The organism is Kitasatospora sp. NPDC094015, assembly GCF_040304075.1.
Classification (GTDB): Bacteria; Actinomycetota; Actinomycetes; order Streptomycetales; family Streptomycetaceae; genus Kitasatospora.
In genome coordinates, this window is record NZ_JBEOUL010000015.1 from 85,883 (window position 1) to 104,758 (window position 18,876).

Below are 18,876 nucleotides of genomic sequence, written 5' to 3' on the forward strand. Positions count from 1 at the left end.
CCTCGCAGCCGGCTCGTCGGGGCGGCCTCACGCCGTTCGGGGTGCCCCCGGGTGGTCGGCGGCGGCAGCGACGTCCTCGGCGGCGAGTGTGGCGGCGCGCTCCACCGTGCCGCCGGCGCGGGCGAGCAGGTGGCCGGCCGACCAGTGCAGGGCGTCCTCGGCCGTGCCGACGGTCAGGGTCAGGCCCGGCTCGAAGCGCTCGGAGCCGATCGCCACGGCCCGGTCGGGCAGCAGTCGCTGAAGTGCTTCGACCAGGGCCCAGGCCTGCCGGTCCAGCGCGGCGCGCAGGACCGGGTCGCAGGCGGCCAGGGCCTCGGCCAGGCCCGGGGTGGCGGGGTCGAGGGCGCGCAGCCGGGGGAGCAGCTCCGGCGCCCCGAGCACGGCGGCCGCGCGCAGGGTCAGCGGGTCGCCGCCGGACCAGGCCAGCAACTCGCCGAGCGGCCGCAGGGCACGCGGATCGTGACGGACGGCCAGGCCGCGGATCCCCTCCGCGCGGGCCTGGTGGTACGGGTCGCCGGTGCGCGCCCACAGCGCGGCCCGGACGGCGGGGGTGTCCACCGCCAGCCGGAAGCCCAGCGCGAAGGTCGCCCAGTTGCGGACCTCGGGCTCGCGGTCGCCGGTCAGCCGGATCAGCGTGGACAGCTCCGGTTCGCCCGGCGCCTCCGGGGCGGTCGACGCCAGCGCCCCCGCCACCGCCTCGCGCAGCCCGGGATCGGCGTCGTCGGCCAGCGCCACCAGCAGCGGTGCCGCGCGCTCGTCGGCGGTCGCGCCGAGCGCCTCGACGGCGAGCCGGCGGACGGTCCGATCGGTCTCGTCCGGGAGGGCGGCGAGCAGCCGGGCGGCGGCCGGCGGGCGGACCTCCTCGTGCTGGTCGCCCGCGCGCCGCAGCAGCCGGCAGCCGACCGCCCGCTCGGTGGGGTCGGGGTCGAACAGCAGCCCGGTGCCCAGGCGCAGCGCCGCCGGCCCGTCCTGCGCCACCTGGTCGAGCAGGTCGCCGGCGGCCTGCTCGTCGTGCCGGCGGGTGGCCGCGAGGGCCTGGTCGATCAGCGCCGACGCGCCCACGGGATCCATGCCCCCCATTCTGCTGGACGGTGATCCACCGCTGCTGGTGGCGGGCCCGCGGTGCGGGTCACCCCTGGGCGTCGGCCAGTCGCTCGCGGGCCTCGGCGAGATCCTCGGCGGTGGGTGCGTCGTCCTGGGTGAGGCTGAGGCGCCAGTAGCCGGCGAACTCCACCGACCGCTTGGCCAGGCCGCGTTCCCCGACCAGGTGCCGGCGCAGCGCCCGGGCGGTGCCCGCCTCGGCGGCCAGCCAGGCGCTGCCGGTGCCGGCCGGGAGTGCGGCCGCGCGCACCGCGTCGAGCAGGGCGGTGCCGTGACCGGCGGGCCGGCCGTCCCGGTGCAGCCAGTGGACGGTGAGGTCGGCCCGGGTGTCGAGGGGTTGCTGCTCGGCCGGGTCGGCCACCTCCAGGAAGGCGATCGCCGGGGCGCCGGGGGGCAAGGCTTCGAGCAGGGTGGAGACGGCGGGGAGGGCCGTCTCGTCGCCCGCCAGCAGCAGCCAGTCGGCGGCGGGCAGGGGTCGGGCGTAGGCGGCGGAGGGTCCGACCATGCCGAGGGTGTCGCCGACGGCCGCGGTCAGCGCCCAGCGGCCGGCCGGTCCGGTGTCGCCGTGCAGGACGAAGTCGATGTCCAGCTCGCCGCGTTCGGGGCGCCGGGCGCGGATCGTGAAGCCGCGCATCGCCGGCCGGCTGTCCTCGGGGATCGCCAGGAAGGCCTGGTACCAGCGCATCGGGTCGCCGTCCGGATCGGCGGCCGGCAGCACCGGGGCGGGCCGGCCCGGCGGCGGGAAGCAGAGCTTGACCTGCTGGTCGGGCCAGTGGTCGGGCAGCGCGGCCAGGTCGTCGCCGGTGAAGGTGATCCGCAGCATCCGCGGGGTGACCAGCCGGAGTCCGGCGACCCGCACCGAGGAGACGGGCAGCTGCTGCATGGGGCCCTCCTGATATCTTTATGCCGTAAGGAACGGGATCGGAAGCAATACTTTACGCCATAAGGAGATAGTGGTGGTGGTCTTCGCCGGGCAGGGCGACCCCCGACGTTCGATGGCCCTGCTGTGGCGCGCCGGCGCACCCGCCGACGACCCGCGCCCGCGCCCCGGCCGCCGCCCCGGGCTGAGCGTGGACGCCATCGTCGGCGCGGCGGTCGGGATCGCGGACGCCCAGGGCATGGCCGCTCTCTCCATGCGGGCGGTCGGCGAGCGCCTCGGCACCACCGCGATGGCGCTCTACACCTACGTGCCCGGCAAGAGCGAGCTGCTGGACCTGATGTACGACCAGGTGCTGGCCGAGCTCGCGGAGCGCTACCCGGACGGGGCCGGCTGGCGCCCGGCCGTCACCGCCTGGGCCGAGGACGGCCTGGCCTGCTACCTGCGCCACCCCTGGGTGCTCCAGGTCTCGCAGGCCCGCCCGGTGCTCGGGCCGGGCGAGTACCGGATGCTGGAGGCGCTGCTCGGGGCGCTGCGCGGCACCGGCCTGAGCGGGGAGCGGCTGCGCCGGATCACCGGCACCCTGGTCAACTACGTGCGCGGCGCCGCCGGTGCGGTCGCCGAGACCCGGCAGGCGGCCGCGGCGACCGGGGTGTCCGACGAGGAGTGGTGGTTCAGCCGGGCGTCCCGACTCGCCGAGGTCGCACCGGACTTCACCGACCGCTACCCGCTGCTCGGCGCCCTCGAACAGGACCGGGCGGCCTCCTACCGGCCCGACCGGCCCGGTGCGCCGGGGGACGACGTGCCCTACCCTGAGCGGGAGGCCAGGGCCACCTTCGCCGCAGGGCTCGCCGTCCTGCTCGACGGGATCGAGGCGGCCGCCGCCGGCGGGTGAGTGTTTCGTTCTCCGACCGCCACCCCAGGGTCGTGGCAAGTCTGGGTAAATTCCCCGCCATCCGGCCGCCGGGCCCTGGGAGGGCGGAAGTTCGTCGGCTACCGTAACCGCGAGTTCCACCCTCCTGTTGTGCAGGGCCGGGACGGTCCGCCGGGCGACGCAGCCCGTGCGCCCCGACCGTCCGCCCGGTCGAACCTGCGCGCCCGAGGCCGTCCGGGCACAGTGCCGTGCCCGCAGGATCCTGACGCCCTACCCGAGGTCCGCCGATGAAGCTCACCCCGCACGAGCAGGAGCGTCTGCTCATCCACGTGGCCGCCGACGTGGCCCGGGCCCGGCAGGCCCGCGGCCTGCGCCTGAACCACCCCGAGGCGGTCGCACTGATCACCTCGCACGTGCTGGAGGGCGCCCGCGACGGCCGCAGCGTCGCCGAGCTGATGGAGTCGGGCCGGCACGTGCTGGGCCGCAAGGACGTCATGGAGGGCATCGCCGAGATGATCCCCGACGTGCAGGTCGAGGCCACCTTCCCGGACGGCACCAAGCTGGTCACCGTGCACGGGCCGATCCTGTGACGCCCGGTGAGATCCTGTACGGCGAGGGCGGGATCGGCCTCAACGCCGACCGCCCGGTGACCAGGCTCACCGCCGTGAACGCCGCCGACCGGCCCGTGCAGGTCGGCTCGCACTACCACTTCGCGGAGTCCAACCCCGGCCTGGAGTTCGACCGCCGGGCCGCGTACGGGCTGCGCCTGAACATCCCCGCCGGCACCGCCGTCCGCTTCGAGCCGGGCATCCCGGTGGAGGTCGAGCTGATCCCGATCGGCGGCCGGCGCGAGGTGCACGGGCTGCGCGGCGAGGTCGCCGGAGGCCTCGATGGCTGACCGGTACGCCCTGCGGCTGTCCCGCGAGCGCTACGCCGACCTCTACGGCCCCACCACCGGCGACCGGATCCGGCTGGCCGACACCGACCTGCTGATCGAGATCGAGGAGGACCGCAGCGCCGGCGGCGATGAGGCGGTCTTCGGCGGCGGCAAGGTGATCCGCGAGTCGATGGGCCAGGCCCGCACCGGCCGCGCCGAGGGCGCGCCGGACACCGTGATCACCGGCGCGGTGGTGCTCGACCACTGGGGCGTGGTCAAGGCCGACATCGGCATCCGGGACGGCCGGATCACCGCACTCGGCAAGGCCGGCAACCCGGAGACCATGGACGGCGTGCACCCCGCCCTGGTGATCGGCCCGGAGACCGAGGTCATCTCCGGCAACGGACGGATCCTGACCGCCGGCGCGATCGACGCCCATGTCCACTTCATCGCACCGCAGTTGGCCGACGAGGCGCTCGGCTCCGGCATCACCACCCTGATCGGCGGCGGCACCGGCCCGGCCGAGGGCAGCAAGGCCACCACCGTCACGCCCGGCGGCTGGCACCTGGCCCGGATGTTCGCCGCGCTGGACGACCTGCCGCTCAACATCGGCCTGCTGGGCAAGGGCAACACCGTCAACACCGCGGCCATGCACGACCAGCTGCGCGGCGGCGCGCTCGGCTTCAAGATCCACGAGGACTGGGGCGCCACCCCCGCCGCGATCGACGCCTGCCTGCGGGTCTGCGAGCTCACCGGCGCCCAACTGGCGATCCACACCGACACCTTGAACGAGGCCGGCTTCGTCGCCGACACGCTCGCGGCGATCGCCGGCCGGGGCATCCATGCCTACCACACCGAAGGCGCGGGCGGCGGCCACGCACCCGACATCATCACCGTGGTCTCCCAGCCGAACGTGCTGCCCAGCTCCACCAACCCGACCCGCCCGCACACCGTGAACACGGTGGCCGAGCACCTCGACATGCTGATGGTCTGCCACCACCTCAGCCCGCACGTGCCCGAGGACCTGGCCTTCGCCGAGTCCCGGATCCGCCCGTCCACCATCGCGGCCGAGGACGTGCTGCACGACCTCGGCGCGATCTCCATCATCAGCTCCGACTCCCAGGCGATGGGCCGGATCGGCGAGGTGGTGATGCGCACCTGGCAGACCGCCCACGTGATGAAGCTCCGCCGCGGCGCGCTGCCCGGCGACGGCCGCGCCGACAACCACCGGGCCCGGCGCTACGTCGCCAAGTACACCGTCAACCCGGCCGTGGCGCAGGGCCTGGACCACGAGATCGGCTCGGTGGAGCCCGGCAAGCTCGCCGACCTGGTGCTCTGGTCACCGGCCTTCTTCGGCGTCAAACCGGACCTGGTGCTCAAGGGCGGGCAGATCGCGCTGGCCCAGGCCGGCGACGCCAACGCCTCCATCCCGACCCCCCAACCCATGCTGCCCCGGCCGATGTTCGGCGCCACCGGCCGCGCACCGGCCCGCAACTCCTTCAACTTCACCGCCCAGGCGGCCCTGGACGACGGCCTCCCCGACCGGCTCGGCCTCGGCAAGCAGTTCCGGGCGATCCGCAACACCCGCGGCGTCACCAAGGACCACATGGTCAACAACGCCGCCCGGCCCGACGTCCGGGTCGACCCCGACACCTTCACCGTCACCATCGACGGCGAGGTCGTCACCCCCGCGCCCGCCACCGAACTGCCGCTCGCGCAGCGGTACTTCCTGTTCTGATGTCCGCGCTCCTGCTGCTCGCCGACGGGCGCTTCCCGGCCGGCGGCCACGCCCACTCCGGCGGCGCCGAGGCCGCCGTCAAGGCCGGCCGGATCCACGACGCCGAGAGCCTGGCGGCCTTCCTCACCGGCCGCCTGCACACCGCCGGGCTGGTCGCCGCCGCCCTCGCGGCCGCCGCCGCGGCCGGCGGCGAGCTCACCGACCTCGACCGGCAGGCCGACGCCCGCACCCCCTCACCCGCCCAGCGCGCCACCAGCCGGCGCCTGGGCCGCCAACTGCTGCGCGCCGCCCGGGCCGCCTGGCCGCACCCCGCCCTCGACCGGCTGCACGCCCTGCACCCCCGCGGCGCCCACCAGCCGATCGTCCTCGGCGTCACCGCGCACGCCGCCGGCCTCACCCCCGAACAGGCGGCCGAGCTCGCCGCGTACGAGAGCGTCAACGGGCCGGCCACCGCCTGCGTCCGGCTGCTCGGCCTGGACCCCTACCGGGTCGCGGCCGTACTGGCCCGGCTCGGCCCGCAGCTGGCCGCGGTCGCGGCCGAGGCCGTCGACGCCGCCCGGGCCGGACAGCTGCCCGCCGCCTCGGCCCCCCTGCTCGACATCCACGCCGAGCAGCACGCCTCCTGGAAGGTACGACTCTTTGCATCGTGACCACGTCGACCCCCACGACGCCCCCGCGCACCACAGTTGGAGCGCCGCCCACCGGACCGGCGGCGACCGGCCGCGCGCCCTGCGGATCGGACTGGGCGGGCCGGTCGGCTCCGGCAAGACCGCCACCGTCGCCGCGCTCTGCCGGGTGCTGCGCGACGAACTCTCGCTCGCCGTCGTCACCAACGACATCTACACCACCGAGGACGCCGAGTTCCTGCTCCGCAACGCCGTCCTGCCGCCCGAGCGGATCATCGCCGTGGAGACCGGCTGCTGCCCGCACACCGCGATCCGTGACGACATCTCCGCCAACCTGGAGGCCGTCGAGGAGCTTGAGGACGCGCTCGGGCCGCTGGACCTGATCCTGGTCGAGTCCGGCGGCGACAACCTCACCGCCACCTTCAGCCGGGGCCTGGTGGACCACCAGATCTTCGTGATCGACGTCTCCGGCGGCGACAAGATCCCGCGCAAGGGCGGGCCCGGCGTCTCCACCTCCGACCTGCTGGTGATCAACAAGACCGACCTCGCCCCGCTGGTCGGCGCCGACCTGGGGGTGATGGCCCGCGACGCCGCCGCCCAGCGCGGTGAGCTGCCCACCCTGTTCAGCTCGCTCGCCACCCCGGACGGCATCGAGCCGATCGCCGCGTGGGTCCGCGCCCGCCGGGCCGCCTGGATCGCCGTTGACCAGCACGCTTGAGGCCGGGCCCGCCGATCCCGCCGGCCCGGCCGATCCCGCCGCGCTCGGCAGCGCGGTGGAGGCCACGGCCCGGATCACCGCCGAGCCGGACGGGCGGGGCGGCACCGCCCTGCCCGTGCTGGCCGGCGCCGGACCGATCGCCATCCGCCGCACCCGCGGCGGGCGGGTCACCCTGGTCGGCACCATGGCCGCACCGCTCGGCGGAGACCGGCTCGCACTCAGGGTCGACGTCCGGCCCGGCGCCGAACTCCAGGTCACCAGCGCCGCCGCCACCATCAGCCTGCCCGGCCGCGGCGGCGGCCCGGCCCACTACACGATCGACCTCCTGGTCGGCGAGGGCGCCCGCCTCGACTGGCTCCCCGAACCGGTGGTCGCCGCGGCCGGCAGCCACCTGGTGCTCACCACCCGGATCACCCTCGCCGCCGGGGCCCGGTTGCGACTGCGCGAGGAACAGGTGCTCGGCCGGCACCACGACTGGGCCCGCGGCGCCCCACCCGGCCGCCTCACCTCCCGCCTGACCGTCCACCGGGACGGCCACCCGCTGCTCGACCAGCAGACCGACCTCGGCGCGGACGCCCCCGGCTGGTCCGGCCCGGCGGCGCTCGGCGGCCACCGCACCCTCGGCCAGCTGCTCACCGTCGGCCTGCCGGCGCCACCATCCCCGCCACCCGGGGCGGACGCCGCCCTGCTCGCCCTCCCCGGCACCGGCGCCACCCTGCTGACCGCCCTCGCCCCGGACGCGCTGGCGCTGCGCCGCCTGCTCACCCTCCCGCCGGGCTGACCGGGGGCGGCCGGCGGGCGGGTCAGCCGACGAACTCCATCTCCGGGTAGAGCGGTGACGGCCCGTCCAGCAGGGTGCCGCACCGGCCGCGCAGCCAGTGGTCGAAGTACGCCGCGACGTAGGCCTCGGTGGTGCGGATCGCGACGGCGGGTTCGATGCTGCCGATGTCGGCGGCCCGTACCTCCGGATCCAGGCCGAGCTGCGGGATCAGCGCCTCGGCGTCGGTGAAGGAGGCGTGCTCCGCCCCGGCCAGCGTCAACTGCCGCGTCCAGCCCGGGGTGTGGGCGCGGAACGCCTGCCAGCCCGGCCCGGTGTCGGTCTCGCCGTCCTTGCCCACCAGCAGGAACGGCCGGTCCAGCCCGTGCTCGGCCACCGGCATCAGGGAGCCGTCGACGTTGGTGAGGTTGCCGTCGAGGTCGAGGCCGGCCGCGATCCGCCGGTCGGCGTCCATCGTGAGAGCCGCCGCCGTGCCGCCCATCGAGTGCCCGACCATGCCCACCTCGGACAGGTCCAGCGCCCGGCCGAGCCCGGCGGGCAGCGCCCGCCCGTCCGCGTCCGGGTTCCGCCCGGCGGCCAGCTGGTGGAGCCGGTCCAGCACGAACCGGGTGTCGTCGACCCGGACCGCGAGCGCCTTGCGGATGAACGCGTCGGGGTCGCCCGGCGCCACCATGGTCGCCAGCGAACCGTCCGGGAACTGGACCTCGGGCGCCTCGTACGTGTGGTCGACGGTCACCACCACGTAGCCCCGGCTGGCCAGGTCGGCCACCAGCGTGGTGCCCCAGGTGCGCGGTTCGCCGAGGCCGGGGGAGTAGATCAGCACCGGCCGCCCGCCCCGCTCGGGCGCCACCGGCGCGTCCTGCCGCACGTGCGTCCGGGTGGCCGCCCAGTCGGCGCGGCCGGCCGGCACGCCCAGCTGGAGGTAGTCGTCGGCCGTCACCGCGTCGAAGTGCGCGGCCGCGGCGGGCAGCATGTACGGAGCCTGCGGCCGGCCGCCCGCCCCGGCGGCCGGGTAGAACACGCTGACCATCAGCTCGCGCCGGCCGTGGTCGGGCTGCCACGGGTCGGCCCGACCCGGGTCGACCAGGTGCAGGGCGCTCACGCCGACCTGGTACGGCCCGGTGGGCGCGGGCAGGGTGAGCCGGATGGGCGCGGGCCGGTCGGCCGCTGCGGCGGGCACGGCGGTGCCGAGCAGCGCGAGCACGGCCGCCGCGCAGGCGGTGGCCGCCGCCCGCCGGGCGGTCCGGCGGCCGGGGGCAGGCGAATGATGGGTCGTCATGGACCCGATGCTGCTACGCCGGTGGGCCCGGGCGGCATCGGGGACACTCCTGATCCGGACCCTGGATTCTCCCTGGTGCCGCGACGGTGCTCACCGTGACGGCTGCCGGGTTCGCCCGGCGCCGCCGATGCCGTTCCTACGGGCGGGCTTTCAGGGCCTCTCCGATGGTGACCAGGTCCGGCCGGAGGAGGCCGGGGCCGCTCGGGCCGTTGGGGGCGAAGGTCTTGATGGCGATGTCGACGGTGACGCCGGCGGGATCTTCCTCGATGCTCTCGACGCCGGCGTGGAAGTAGACGCAATGCTTGCCGGCCGGTTGCTGGACGAGCTCGATGTCCTCCCACGGCCACCGCGCCGGGTCGGCGCTCTCCAGGCCGACCAGGTGCGCCAGGCAGATGGCGGCCAGGTGCGGGGCCAGCTCGCCGGCGGTCGTGGTGAGGTCGGCGAAGGTGCGGACGCGCGGCCACAGGGTGGTGATGGGGCGGGGCCGACCGGGGAACGCGAAGAAGGTGAAGGTGTGGCGCTCGGCGACGTGGTGGAGGACCTCCTCGGTGATGGTGACCGTCAGGGTGACGGATTTCCCCTGGTAGGTGGTGGTGGCCTGTGCGGTGGCCAGCGCGGTCCCGGAGGCCTTGTGGGCCTCGATCGAGGGCGCGTTCAACCGGGCCTCCCGGAAGCGCTGTTCGCCCACCGCCGCGTCCAGGAACTCGGTGGTGCCCTTGCGCAGGTGGGATTTGGTGTCGTAGAGCCACTGCTCCGGCATCGGCGGGTAGAGCAGCCGATCTTCGCGGGTAGTCTGGTCGGCCGCCTCGTGCGCCGCGCGGAGCAGGGTGGTCAGATCCTCCCACAGGGCCGGCGTGCTGAAGTCGCCCTGTCCGTCGTTGACGGCGCTCGCCGCGTCCCACCGCTGCTCCAGCTCGTGGAGCTTGGCGCTGACGCCGTCCAGCATGCGCCCGCCCGGGGTCTGCGGGTCGGGCACGGTGTCGGGGTCGAAGGCCTGGCCGGGGTCGGTGGCCGGGCTCAGGGGGCCCAGCGAGAGGTTGATCGGCAGGTTCCACAGCAGCCGGTGGGCGCTGACCTTCGGCTCCGCGTCCCGCACCGCGTCCGTGACCGCCCGCCCGGCCAGCTGCCAGCAGAGCCTCCAGAAGGCTTGCACGGCATCCTTCAGCTTCCCCGGCTCGCTGTTGTGGAGGAGGGCGATCTGCTCGGCGACGGAGGCCAGCTTCTCCTTGGAGATTTTGTGGTGCAGTGCGCCCTTCTGCCACTCCGCCGGCAGGGCGTACCTCTCCTTGCCGTTGCTGATGGGTCCGACCGCCCAGCCCTTCCTGCGGGGCACGACCTTGCCGGTGTTGGGGGCGAGGGCCTTGGTGTTCGCGGGCTGGGCGGGGGTGGTCATCTGTTCCTCCTCCGGTGCTGCTGAGTGGGCGCAAGGATGGCGCGAGCCGATACACAACCGTTGAACGGGCAGGTCGGACGGCAGGAACGGCGCGGCGCTGCCTCCTCAGACCCGGTCCGCCGCTCGGGCGGGGACGGCCTGCGGAGCCGCCGGGGGCATCGCCCCGGACGGGCGGCGGGCCGGGATCGCCAGCGTCACCAGGGCGGCCAGCACCGCGGCGCCGAGGCCGATCATGAACCCGACCCGGAACCCTTGCTCGGACGGCAGGACCACCGGCCCCATCCGCACCGTCAGCTGGGCCAGAACCACGCCGACCACCGCGCTGGAGGTCGAGGTGCCGATCGCCCGCATCAGGCTGTTGAGCCCGTTGGCGGCCGCCGTCTCGGAGGCCGGCACCGCGGACATGATCAGCGCCGGCATCGCCGCGTACGCGAACGCGATGCCCGCGCCGATCAGCGAGGCGAACAGCACCACGCCCCAGACCCGGTCCATCAGCACGAGCGCCAGCGCGTACCCGAGTGCGATCACCAGCGCGCCGGTGAACAGCGAGACCTTCGGGCCCTTGCGCGCCGAGAGCCGGGCGGACAGCGGCGACACCGCCATCATCACCAGCCCGGACGGCGCCACGCACAGGCCGGCCTCCACCATCGACCGGCCGAGCCCGTACCCGGTGGCGGCGGGCAGCTGGAGCAGCTGGGGGACGATCAGCGACATCGCGTACATCGCGAAGCCGACCACCACCGACACCAGGTTGGTCATCAGCACCTGCGGACGGGCGCTGGTGCGCAGGTCGACCAGCGGGCCGGGGGCCCGCAGCTCCCACGCGCCCCACAGCAGCAGCACCAGGACGGCGGCGGCGGCCAGGCCGAGCACCGGCCCGCTGGTCCAGCCCCAGTCACCGCCCTTGGAGACGGCCAGCAGCAGGCAGACCAGCCCGACCGACAGGCCCAGCGCGCCGATCACGTCGAACCGGCCCCCGGTGCGCAGCGGCGACTCCGGCACCAGCGCCCGCACCAGGCCCGCCACCACCGCGCCCAAGGCGGCCGAGGTCCAGAACAGCACGTGCCAGTCGGTGTGCTGGGCCAGCACGGCGGCGGCGGGCAGGCCGAGCGCACCGCCGACCCCGAGCGAGGAACTCATCAGCGCCATTGCCGAACCCATCCGCTCCGGCGGCAGCTCGTCGCGCATGATGCTGATGCCGAGCGGGATGACCGCCATCGCGCAGCCCTGGAGGGCGCGGCCGACCACCATCGGCACCAGCGAGCCGCCGAGCGCGGACACCACCGAGCCCACCACCATCAGGCCGAGGCTGAGCAGCAGCACCCGGCGCTTGCCGTACATGTCGCCGAGCCGGCCGAGCACCGGGGTGGCGACCGCGCCGGCCAGCAGGGTCGCGGTGATGGTCCAGGAGGCGTTCGCGGAACTGGCGTGCAGCAGCTGCGGGAGCTCGGGGATCAGCGGTACCACCAGCGTCTGCATCAGCGAGACGACGATGCCGGCACCGGCCAGGACGGCGACCACGGTGCCGCTGCGCTGCGGGACGGGGGAGCTTGTGCGCACGGGTTCTCCACTCACGAGATCAGATTATGTATCGTACACATGATGTGCATGATGCATAGGTGATGGTCGGGGGATAGCCTTGACGGGGAGCGGACGGAAGCAGACGGAGGAGCACACGGTGCGCGAGGAGCTCGGCGAGATCGAACGCGAGCTGATGCTGATCGGCCGCCACCAGGCGATGGCCGCGCTGCGCACCACCGGCCCGGCCGACCGCCTGGAGCGCAGCGCGTACACCCTGCTCAGCCGGATCGAGGCCGAGGGGCCGATGACCATCGGCGGGCTCGCCGAGGCCTTCTCCCTCGACGCCTCCACCGTCAACCGGCAGACCGCAGCCATGCTCCGGCAGGGCCTGGTCGAACGGATCCCGGACCCGGACGGTGGCCTCGCCCGCAAGCTGCGGATCACCGACGAGGGCCTGCGCCGCCTGCACGCCGACCGGGACTGGGCGATCGCCGGCCTCGGCGGGGTGCTCGCCGACTGGCCCGCCGACGAGATCGCCGACCTGGCCCGCATGCTCGCCCGGCTGAACGCCAGCATCGAGCGGAAGGAGGGCCGCAGCTGGCCCCGCCCGCCCGTGGTCAGGGCCGGCTGAACTCCCCGCTCTTCACGGCCCGGGTGAACGCGGCCCACGCGGTGGTGGAGAAGGTCAGCGCGGGGCCGTCCGGATCCTTGGAGTCACGCACCGGAACGACGCCGCGGGATGCGCACCCGGGGGCCCATTCGACGCAGTTGCCGCTGTTGCCGCCCGAGTAGCTGCTCTTGACCCAGACGGTGCTGCGAAGCTCGGGGAGCGGGGGCATGGTCATCGAACCCTTCCAGGATGCGACGGATCAGCTGTTCGGACCGGGATTTCGGTAGGGCGTGGGAGCGGATCCGATCGTAGTCCTCGGTGAACCGGGCGATGTCCGCCTCATCCTCGATGAAGTGTCCGCGGGCCAGGCTCTCCGAGTAGATCCGGTGCTGCCCGTCCGGCAGCTCCAGCAGGATCATGCCCGTCATGTGCGTCCAGGTGGCCTCGCCCTCGCCGAAAGGCAGGACCTGGATCACGGCGCCGGACTCCTGGCCCAGTGTCAGCAGGTGTTCGAGCTGCTCGCGCATCACCGCCGGTGAACCGATGACCCGCCGTAGGGTGGCCTCGTCCAGCAGGCTGACCAGCAGCGGTGCTTTCGGCCCGGACAGCAGTGCTTGGCGTTCGAGTCGCGCTGCGACCCGTTCGCCGATCTGGATCGGCGAGTCGGTCGGATTGTGCGCTTCGAACAGCGCACGCATGTAGCTCTCGGTCTGCAACAGGCCCGAGACGTGCCCCGTCTGCAACTCACGGATGCACCGGGCCGTCCGTTCCGCCCGGACGAACTCCTCGAACCAGTCCCACCGCGGGTGCCGCCCCTGGAGGTAGGGCGCGACCAGCTCGTACGCCGTCAGAAGTTGCCCACCGCTGCCGAGGATCTCGTCCAGCCGTTCGGCCCAGCTGCGGGTCGGCGGGCTCTTGTCCAGCTCCAGGCGGCTGATCATGGACTGGTGGCAGTGCATCCGGTGGGCCACCTCCCCCTGGTTGAGCCCCTGTGCCTCCCGGTGGTCCCGCAGCACGGTGCCCCAGGTCCGTGTCGTCGTGGCTCCCATGCGATCCCCTCCCGCTGTGCCGGTACGGTCCGTGACACACCCCGCACGGACCGATACCAATTCTGCGCCGTTGACCGCCCCTGCCAACCCCGGATGCCGGAAGCCCATCCAGCGAGGGAGCGCGTGTAACGCGCCCGTGCGCCCCCCATCGCCAGGCCCTACCGTGAGGGCATGAGCGACCGTCGGCCCGCCCCGAGGCAGCCCGGGCGGCAGCGGCGGTACCGGCCGCTCTCCCCGCTGCGCGAGCACCTGCGGGACTCGTTCTGGGTGGCCCCGCTGGTCGCCTGCGTCGGGGCGGTGCTGCTGGCCGGGCTGACCGACTGGCTCGACCAGGAGGTCTACCGCTCGACGCTCCGGGAGAACGGGTCCGCCGAGGACCTGCTCCGCTTCACCGGCGCCGCCAAGAGCGTGGTCTCCACGGTCAGCTCGGCGATGCTCACGTTCATCGGGGTGGTGTTCTCGATCTCGCTGGTGTCGCTCCAGATGGCCGCCAGCCAGTTCAGCCCCCGGGTGCTCCGGCTGTACGTCCGCAGCCGGCTCACCAAGGCGACCTTCTCGACCTGCCTGGCCACCTTCGTCTTCACCCTGCTGGTGCAGCTCACCTACGACGACACCACCGACCCCGCCAAGGCGGTGTCCGTCCCGATCACCTCGACCCTCGCGGCCGTGCTGCTGGTCATGCTGAGCCTCGCCTTCTTCGTGCTGTACGTCCAGGCCACCCTGCGGTTGCTGCGGGTGCCGCACGTGATCGACCGGGTGACCCGGGAGTCGCTCGCCGTCCTGACGCAGTACCACCGGCTGGCCCCCGAGGAGGCCGAGCCGGGCCGGCCGCAGGGCGGTCGCACCCTGCTGCACGAGGGCAGCGCCGGGGTGCTCCGGGACGTCAACATCGGCCGGCTGGTCCGGGTGGCCCGGCGGCACGACGTGGTGCTCCGCCTGGTGCCGCGGATCGGGGACTTCATCGCCCCCGGCACCCCCACCGTGGTGGTGACCGGCGCCGGCGCCCCGCGTCCGCGCCGGATCGCGGCCGCGCTGAACGTCGGCGTCGACCGCACCATGCACCAGGACCTCAGCTTCGGGTTCCGGCAGCTGGTGGACATCGCCATCCGGGCGCTCTCCCCGGCGGTCAACGACCCCACCACGGCCGTCCAGGCCATCGACCGGATCTACCAGCTGACCGCGGTGCTGGCGGCCGAGTCCTTCGGCGAGCTCCGCTACCGCGACCGGGCGGGCCGGGTCCGGCTGGTGCAGCCGGTGGCGGGCTGGGCGGACACCGTCGACCTGGCCTTCACCGAGATCCGGCTCTGCGGCGCCGCCCACCCCCAGGTCACCCGGCGGCTCGCGGCGGCCCTGGACGACCTGCTCCGGATCGCGCCCGAGCCGCACCGCCCGCCGCTGCGGGCCCAGCGCGAGCTGCTGGTGAGGGCGGTCGCGGCGAACGTCGGCGACCCGGAGGACCGGGCCTTCGCCCTGCGGCCCGACCGCCAGGGCATCGGCTGACCGGTACCCGGTCGCGCCGCCGCGACGGCGAAGGCCCCGGCCGGCCCTCGGGCAGAGGGTCGGCCGGGGCCCGGCGGAGGTGGGGTACGGGCTGCGCTCAGCCGGCCTCGGTCGCCTGCCGGCCGCGCTTGTCCAGCGAGGCCAGGTAGGCGTTGTAGGCGACCAGCTCGGCGTCCCCGTCCCGGTCGGCCGCGCGGTCGCGGCGGCGGGCCTGCCGTTCCTCGGACTTCGCCCACTGCAGGGTGAGGGCGATCAGCACGATCGCGGTCGGGATCTCGCCGAACGCCCAGGTGATGCCGCCGGCGATCTTCTGGTCGTTCAGCAGGTCGGTGCCGGGCGGCGCGGACCCGGCGCTGAAGGTGGTGACCAGCGGGTGGGTGGCCATCATCACCGCGACGCCGAAGAACGCGTGGAACGGCATCCCCATGAACAGCTCGATGATCCGCATCACGAAGCCGGGCCGGTGCGGGCCCGGGTCCACGCCCATGATCGGCCAGAAGAACAGCAGGCCGACCGCCAGGAAGTGGACCATCATCACGATGTGCCCGAGGCGGTACTTCATCAGGAAGTCGAACAGCGGGCTGAAGTACAGCGCGTACAGGCTGGCGACGAACAGCGGAATGGTGAAGGCCGGGTGCGAGACCACCCGGATGTACCGGCTGTGCAGCAGCGCCACCACCAGCTCGCGCGCCCCGCGGCCGCTGCCCTTGCGGGCCGGGCGCAGCGCGCGCAGGGTGAGCGTGATCGGGGCGCCGAGCAGCAGCAGGATCGGCGAGAGCATGCTCAGCACCATGTGCTGGATCATGTGGGCGCTGAATAGCACCATGCCGTAGTCGTTCAGCCCGGTGCAGGTCACCAGGCCGATCGAGCCGATGCCCGCGACCCAGGCGACGGCCCGGCCGATCGGCCAGCGGTCGCCGCGGCGCCAGAGCCGGACGGCGCCGCCGAGGTAGAGGCCGAGGGCCAGCAGGGCGCCGATCAGGAACGGCCAGTCGGGTGACCAGCCGAGGCTGGCGGAGAGGGTGAACGGGCCGAGCGGGTCCCCTCCGTGGTGGTGCATGCCTGCCATGCCGTCGCCCATCGGCGCGTCCTGCTTTCCTCGTGCTGCGTCGGTCGGGCCCGGGCCGCGGTCCGGTTTCGTCCGTTTTGCTTCGGGCCCAGCCTAGGCGGGGCTTACGCGGCGCCCGCACCCGCCCCCGGTCCGGCGCGCCCCCGCCGCCCCCGTCCGGCGCGCGGGCCGGCCCGGTCCGGCGCGCCCGGTGGAGCGGGCCGGTGGGGGCGTGGTGGACTCGCAGCTTGGGGTGGGCTGCCCGATCCGATATGTTCTTGAACGAAACAAATCTCTTCTGGAGGCACTGATGACCACCGCCCCCTACCGGGCCGCCGAGGACCGCTACGACGGGTCCATGCAGTACCGCCGCAGCGGCCGCAGCGGCCTCCAGCTGCCGGAGATCTCGCTCGGCCTGTGGCACAACTTCGGGGACGACCGCACCCTGGAGTCCCAGCGCGCCATCCTGCGCCGCGCCTTCGACCTCGGGATCACCCACTTCGACCTGGCCAACAACTACGGCCCGCCGTACGGCTCCGCCGAGGCCAACTTCGGCCGGCACCTGGCCGCCGACCTCCACCCGTACCGGGACGAGCTGATCATCTCCACCAAGGCCGGCTACGACATGTGGCCCGGCCCGTACGGCGAGTGGGGCTCGCGCAAGTACCTGACGGCCAGCCTGGACCAGTCGCTGCGGCGGATGGGCCTGGACTACGTGGACATCTTCTACTCGCACCGCTTCGACCCGCAGACGCCGCTGGAGGAGACCATGGGGGCGCTCGCCTCCGCGGTCCGGCAGGGCAAGGCGCTCTACGCCGGCATCTCCTCGTACAACGCCGAGAAGACCCGCGAGGCCGCCGCCATCCTGCGCGACCTGGGCGTGCCGCTGCTGATCCACCAGCCCTCGTACTCGATGCTCAACCGCTGGATCGAGGACGACGGCCTGCTCGACGTGCTGGCCGAGGAGGGCGCCGGCTGCATCGGCTTCGCGCCGCTCGCGCAGGGCATCCTGACCGACCGCTACCTCCAGGGCATCCCGGCCGGCTCCCGCGCCGCGCAGGGCAAGTCGCTGGACCCGGCGGCGCTCACCGAGGAGACCCGGCACAAGCTGAACAAGCTCAACGAGGTCGCCGCCGGCCGCGGTCAGTCGCTGGCCCAGCTCGCCCTGAAGTGGCTGCTGCGCGACCCCCGGATGACCTCGGCGCTGATCGGCGCCTCCTCGGTGGCGCAGCTGGAGACCAACGTCGCCGCGATCCAGGGCCCCGAGCTGACCGAGGAGGAGCTCGCCGAGATCGACAAGTACGCGACCGACGCGGGTCTCAACCTCTGGGCGCGGTCCACCGAGGGCTGACCGGACGGGCTGTCGGGCCCCGGGCCGCACCCGAGGGTGCGGCCCGGTGGTACCCGGCGGTGCGGGCCGACATCTTCATCCCCTAGCATCTACAAGCCTGTAGACGCAGCCGTGGCCGTCCGGCCGACTCTGCCGTGCGCTGGGCACTGCATTTCCGACCGTTCAGACCACCGCGAGGACATTTCAGATGAGCGCAATCGGTGTCGGCCAGGCCGTCATCCTCGGCATCGTGGAAGGAGTGACGGAGTTCCTCCCGATCTCCTCGACCGGACACCTGAAGATCACCGAAGGGCTGATGGGGATCCCCGTCGACGACAAGGCGGTGGTCGGCTTCACCGCCGTCATCCAGGTCGGCGCGATCGCCGCGGTGCTGCTGTACTTCTTCAAGGACATCCTCCGCTTCGTCACCGCCTGGGGCCGGGGCATCGTCAACCGCTCCGAACGCGCCAACCACGACTACAAGTTCGCCTGGTGGGTCATCTACGCCACCATCCCGATCGTGGTCGTCGGCCTGGCCGCCAAGCCGCTCATCGACGGGCCGCTGGCCTCGCTGTGGGTGGTGGCCGGTTCGCTGATCGCCGGCAGCATCGTGATGTGGTGCGCCGACCAGATGGGCCGCCACCGGCGCGGCGAGGCGGACATCACGCTCGCCGACGCCATGATCGTCGGCTCCTCGCAGATCCTCGCGCTGCTCTTCCCCGGCTTCTCCCGCTCGGGCGCCACCATGTCGACCGCGCTGATCCGTGACCTGGACCGGGTGGCGGCGACCCGCCTCTCGTTCTTCCTCTCCATCCCCGCCCTGACCGGCGCCGGCCTGTACGAGCTCAAGGACGCGACCGGCGGCGGCGTCGGCATCGCCCCGCTGGCCGTCGGCACCCTGGTGTCCTTCGTGGTGGCCTACGCCTCGATCGCCTGGCTGCTGAAGTACATCGCCAAGCACTCCTTCAACGCCTTCGTGGTGTACCGCCTGATCATCGGCTTCCTGCTGTTCGGCCTGCTGGGCGCGGGCGTCATCGACGCCTGATCCCAACTGCTCGCCGAGAGGCCGCCCCCGCACCGCGCGCGGGGGCGGCCTCTCGCCGTACCGGGTGGGCCGGTGGGGTGAACCCGTGCGTACGCCGACATGTTCTCCGCCGGTGGGGGCAGTCGATGGTCACGTAACGGTCGATCTCCGGAGGTGCGCATGACCACCACCACGGTGCTGCTGCTGGCCCCGCTCGTGCTCGCGGCCGTCGTGACCGCCACGGCTCCCGGCCGTGACCCGCGCCATCGCGGCGCGCGGGCCGCGGTCGCACGGAGCCGGGGCGAGGACACCGGGCGTCCCCGTCACGCCCGCTCCACCGGCTGACCCCGGGCGGCGGGGGAGCAGGCCGGGCCTGCCGGCGCCGGCCGGCCACACCGTCACGGCGGCCACCGCGTTGTCCCGGTGGTCGTAGCCGATCAGGCAGCGGGCGTCGGCGTAGACCGGCCCGGCCGCCAGGACGTGCCAGACCTCCTCGGTGAACCTCGGGCTGCCGAACGCCGAGCGGTGCACCG

The 18,876-nt window shown here is 74.0% G+C and carries 19 protein-coding genes and 1 pseudogene; 12 read left to right on the forward strand and 8 right to left on the reverse strand.

Translation table 11 applies throughout. The features are described 5' to 3' along the window. Window positions 1-27: 27 nt before the first annotated feature. Both ABT014_RS19530 and ABT014_RS19535 read right to left on the reverse strand, forming a co-directional pair. Complete coding sequence (locus ABT014_RS19530) at window positions 28-1,071, reverse strand: HEAT repeat domain-containing protein (protein ID WP_350640230.1); 1,044 nt, start codon at window positions 1,069-1,071, stop codon at window positions 28-30. 58 nt (window positions 1,072-1,129) lie between these two features. After that, window positions 1,130-1,984, reverse strand: a complete 855-nt coding sequence (locus ABT014_RS19535; RefSeq protein ID WP_350640231.1) for a siderophore-interacting protein — start codon at window positions 1,982-1,984, stop codon at window positions 1,130-1,132. Between the two features lie 73 nt (window positions 1,985-2,057). Here ABT014_RS19535 and ABT014_RS19540 point away from each other — a divergent pair, with 73 nt between their 5' ends. The 7 genes from ABT014_RS19540 to ABT014_RS19570 all read left to right on the forward strand — a co-directional run bounded on the left by ABT014_RS19540 (window position 2,058) and on the right by ABT014_RS19570 (window position 7,592). Further along, window positions 2,058-2,873, forward strand: a complete 816-nt coding sequence (locus ABT014_RS19540; protein ID WP_350640232.1) for a TetR/AcrR family transcriptional regulator — start codon at window positions 2,058-2,060, stop codon at window positions 2,871-2,873. A 266-nt stretch (window positions 2,874-3,139) separates the two neighbouring features. Further along, window positions 3,140-3,442, forward strand: coding sequence for an urease subunit gamma (locus ABT014_RS19545; RefSeq protein WP_350640233.1), 303 nt, complete (start codon window positions 3,140-3,142; stop codon window positions 3,440-3,442). Next, window positions 3,439-3,750: an urease subunit beta gene (locus ABT014_RS19550; RefSeq protein ID WP_350640234.1), complete on the forward strand. Its 312-nt coding sequence runs from the start codon at window positions 3,439-3,441 to the stop codon at window positions 3,748-3,750. Before ABT014_RS19545 ends, ABT014_RS19550 begins: the two co-directional genes overlap by 4 nt. Next, window positions 3,743-5,467, forward strand: a complete 1,725-nt coding sequence (locus ABT014_RS19555; protein WP_350640235.1) for an urease subunit alpha — start codon at window positions 3,743-3,745, stop codon at window positions 5,465-5,467. Before ABT014_RS19550 ends, ABT014_RS19555 begins: the two co-directional genes overlap by 8 nt. Then, a complete protein-coding gene (locus ABT014_RS19560) occupies window positions 5,467-6,117 on the forward strand; it encodes an urease accessory protein UreF (protein ID WP_350640236.1) in 651 nt (216 codons plus the stop codon). Before ABT014_RS19555 ends, ABT014_RS19560 begins: the two co-directional genes overlap by 1 nt. Continuing rightward, a complete protein-coding gene (gene ureG, locus ABT014_RS19565; protein WP_350640237.1) occupies window positions 6,107-6,811 on the forward strand; it encodes an urease accessory protein UreG in 705 nt (234 codons plus the stop codon). Before ABT014_RS19560 ends, ureG begins: the two co-directional genes overlap by 11 nt. After that, window positions 6,795-7,592 (forward strand): urease accessory protein UreD, encoded by a 798-nt coding sequence (locus ABT014_RS19570; protein ID WP_350640238.1) that lies wholly within the window; start codon window positions 6,795-6,797, stop codon window positions 7,590-7,592. Before ureG ends, ABT014_RS19570 begins: the two co-directional genes overlap by 17 nt. Before the next feature lie 22 nt (window positions 7,593-7,614). Here the strand turns inward: ABT014_RS19570 and ABT014_RS19575 are convergent, their stop codons facing one another. From ABT014_RS19575 to ABT014_RS19585, 3 genes are all read right to left on the reverse strand, one after another. Next, entirely contained in the window at window positions 7,615-8,868 is a 1,254-nt protein-coding gene (locus ABT014_RS19575; RefSeq protein WP_350640239.1) for an alpha/beta hydrolase family protein, read from the reverse strand. 136 nt (window positions 8,869-9,004) lie between these two features. Next, on the reverse strand, window positions 9,005-10,261 hold the full coding sequence (locus tag ABT014_RS19580; protein WP_350640240.1) for a hypothetical protein: 1,257 nt from the start codon (window positions 10,259-10,261) through the stop codon (window positions 9,005-9,007). A gap of 105 nt (window positions 10,262-10,366) precedes the next feature. Continuing rightward, a complete protein-coding gene (locus ABT014_RS19585; protein ID WP_350640241.1) occupies window positions 10,367-11,836 on the reverse strand; it encodes an MFS transporter in 1,470 nt (489 codons plus the stop codon). Window positions 11,837-11,939: 103 nt separating this feature from the next. Here ABT014_RS19585 and ABT014_RS19590 point away from each other — a divergent pair, with 103 nt between their 5' ends. Next, window positions 11,940-12,413, forward strand: a complete 474-nt coding sequence (locus ABT014_RS19590) for a MarR family winged helix-turn-helix transcriptional regulator (RefSeq protein ID WP_502895032.1) — start codon at window positions 11,940-11,942, stop codon at window positions 12,411-12,413. Here the strand turns inward: ABT014_RS19590 and ABT014_RS19595 are convergent. Both ABT014_RS19595 and ABT014_RS19600 read right to left on the reverse strand, forming a co-directional pair. Further along, on the reverse strand, window positions 12,400-12,627 hold the full coding sequence (locus ABT014_RS19595) for a DUF397 domain-containing protein (protein ID WP_502895033.1): 228 nt from the start codon (window positions 12,625-12,627) through the stop codon (window positions 12,400-12,402). The genes ABT014_RS19590 and ABT014_RS19595 overlap by 14 nt on opposite strands. A 28-nt stretch (window positions 12,628-12,655) precedes the next feature. Beyond that, window positions 12,656-13,549 (reverse strand): annotated as a pseudogene (locus ABT014_RS19600) (helix-turn-helix domain-containing protein); the annotation flags it as partial. Between the two features lie 63 nt (window positions 13,550-13,612). On the opposite strand from ABT014_RS19600, the gene ABT014_RS19605 reads away from it, so the two are divergent. Further along, window positions 13,613-14,941 (forward strand): DUF2254 domain-containing protein, encoded by a 1,329-nt coding sequence (locus ABT014_RS19605; RefSeq protein WP_350640243.1) that lies wholly within the window; start codon window positions 13,613-13,615, stop codon window positions 14,939-14,941. Window positions 14,942-15,038: 97 nt separating this feature from the next. On the opposite strand, the gene ABT014_RS19610 is transcribed toward ABT014_RS19605, so the two are convergent. Continuing rightward, window positions 15,039-16,022: a cytochrome c oxidase assembly protein gene (locus ABT014_RS19610; RefSeq protein ID WP_350640244.1), complete on the reverse strand. Its 984-nt coding sequence runs from the start codon at window positions 16,020-16,022 to the stop codon at window positions 15,039-15,041. 277 nt (window positions 16,023-16,299) lie between these two features. Here ABT014_RS19610 and mgrA point away from each other — a divergent pair, with 277 nt between their 5' ends. The 3 genes from mgrA (at window position 16,300) to ABT014_RS19625 (ending at window position 18,688) form a co-directional block, all read left to right on the forward strand. Beyond that, a complete protein-coding gene (mgrA, locus tag ABT014_RS19615) occupies window positions 16,300-17,340 on the forward strand; it encodes an L-glyceraldehyde 3-phosphate reductase (RefSeq protein ID WP_350640245.1) in 1,041 nt (346 codons plus the stop codon). Window positions 17,341-17,527: 187 nt separating this feature from the next. Beyond that, window positions 17,528-18,364, forward strand: coding sequence for an undecaprenyl-diphosphate phosphatase (locus ABT014_RS19620; RefSeq protein ID WP_350640246.1), 837 nt, complete (start codon window positions 17,528-17,530; stop codon window positions 18,362-18,364). A 159-nt stretch (window positions 18,365-18,523) separates the two neighbouring features. After that, window positions 18,524-18,688 carry a hypothetical protein gene (locus ABT014_RS19625; RefSeq protein WP_350640247.1) on the forward strand — a complete coding sequence of 55 codons (165 nt, stop codon included), beginning with the start codon at window positions 18,524-18,526 and terminating at the stop codon, window positions 18,686-18,688. The last annotated feature ends 188 nt before the right edge of the window (window positions 18,689-18,876 follow it).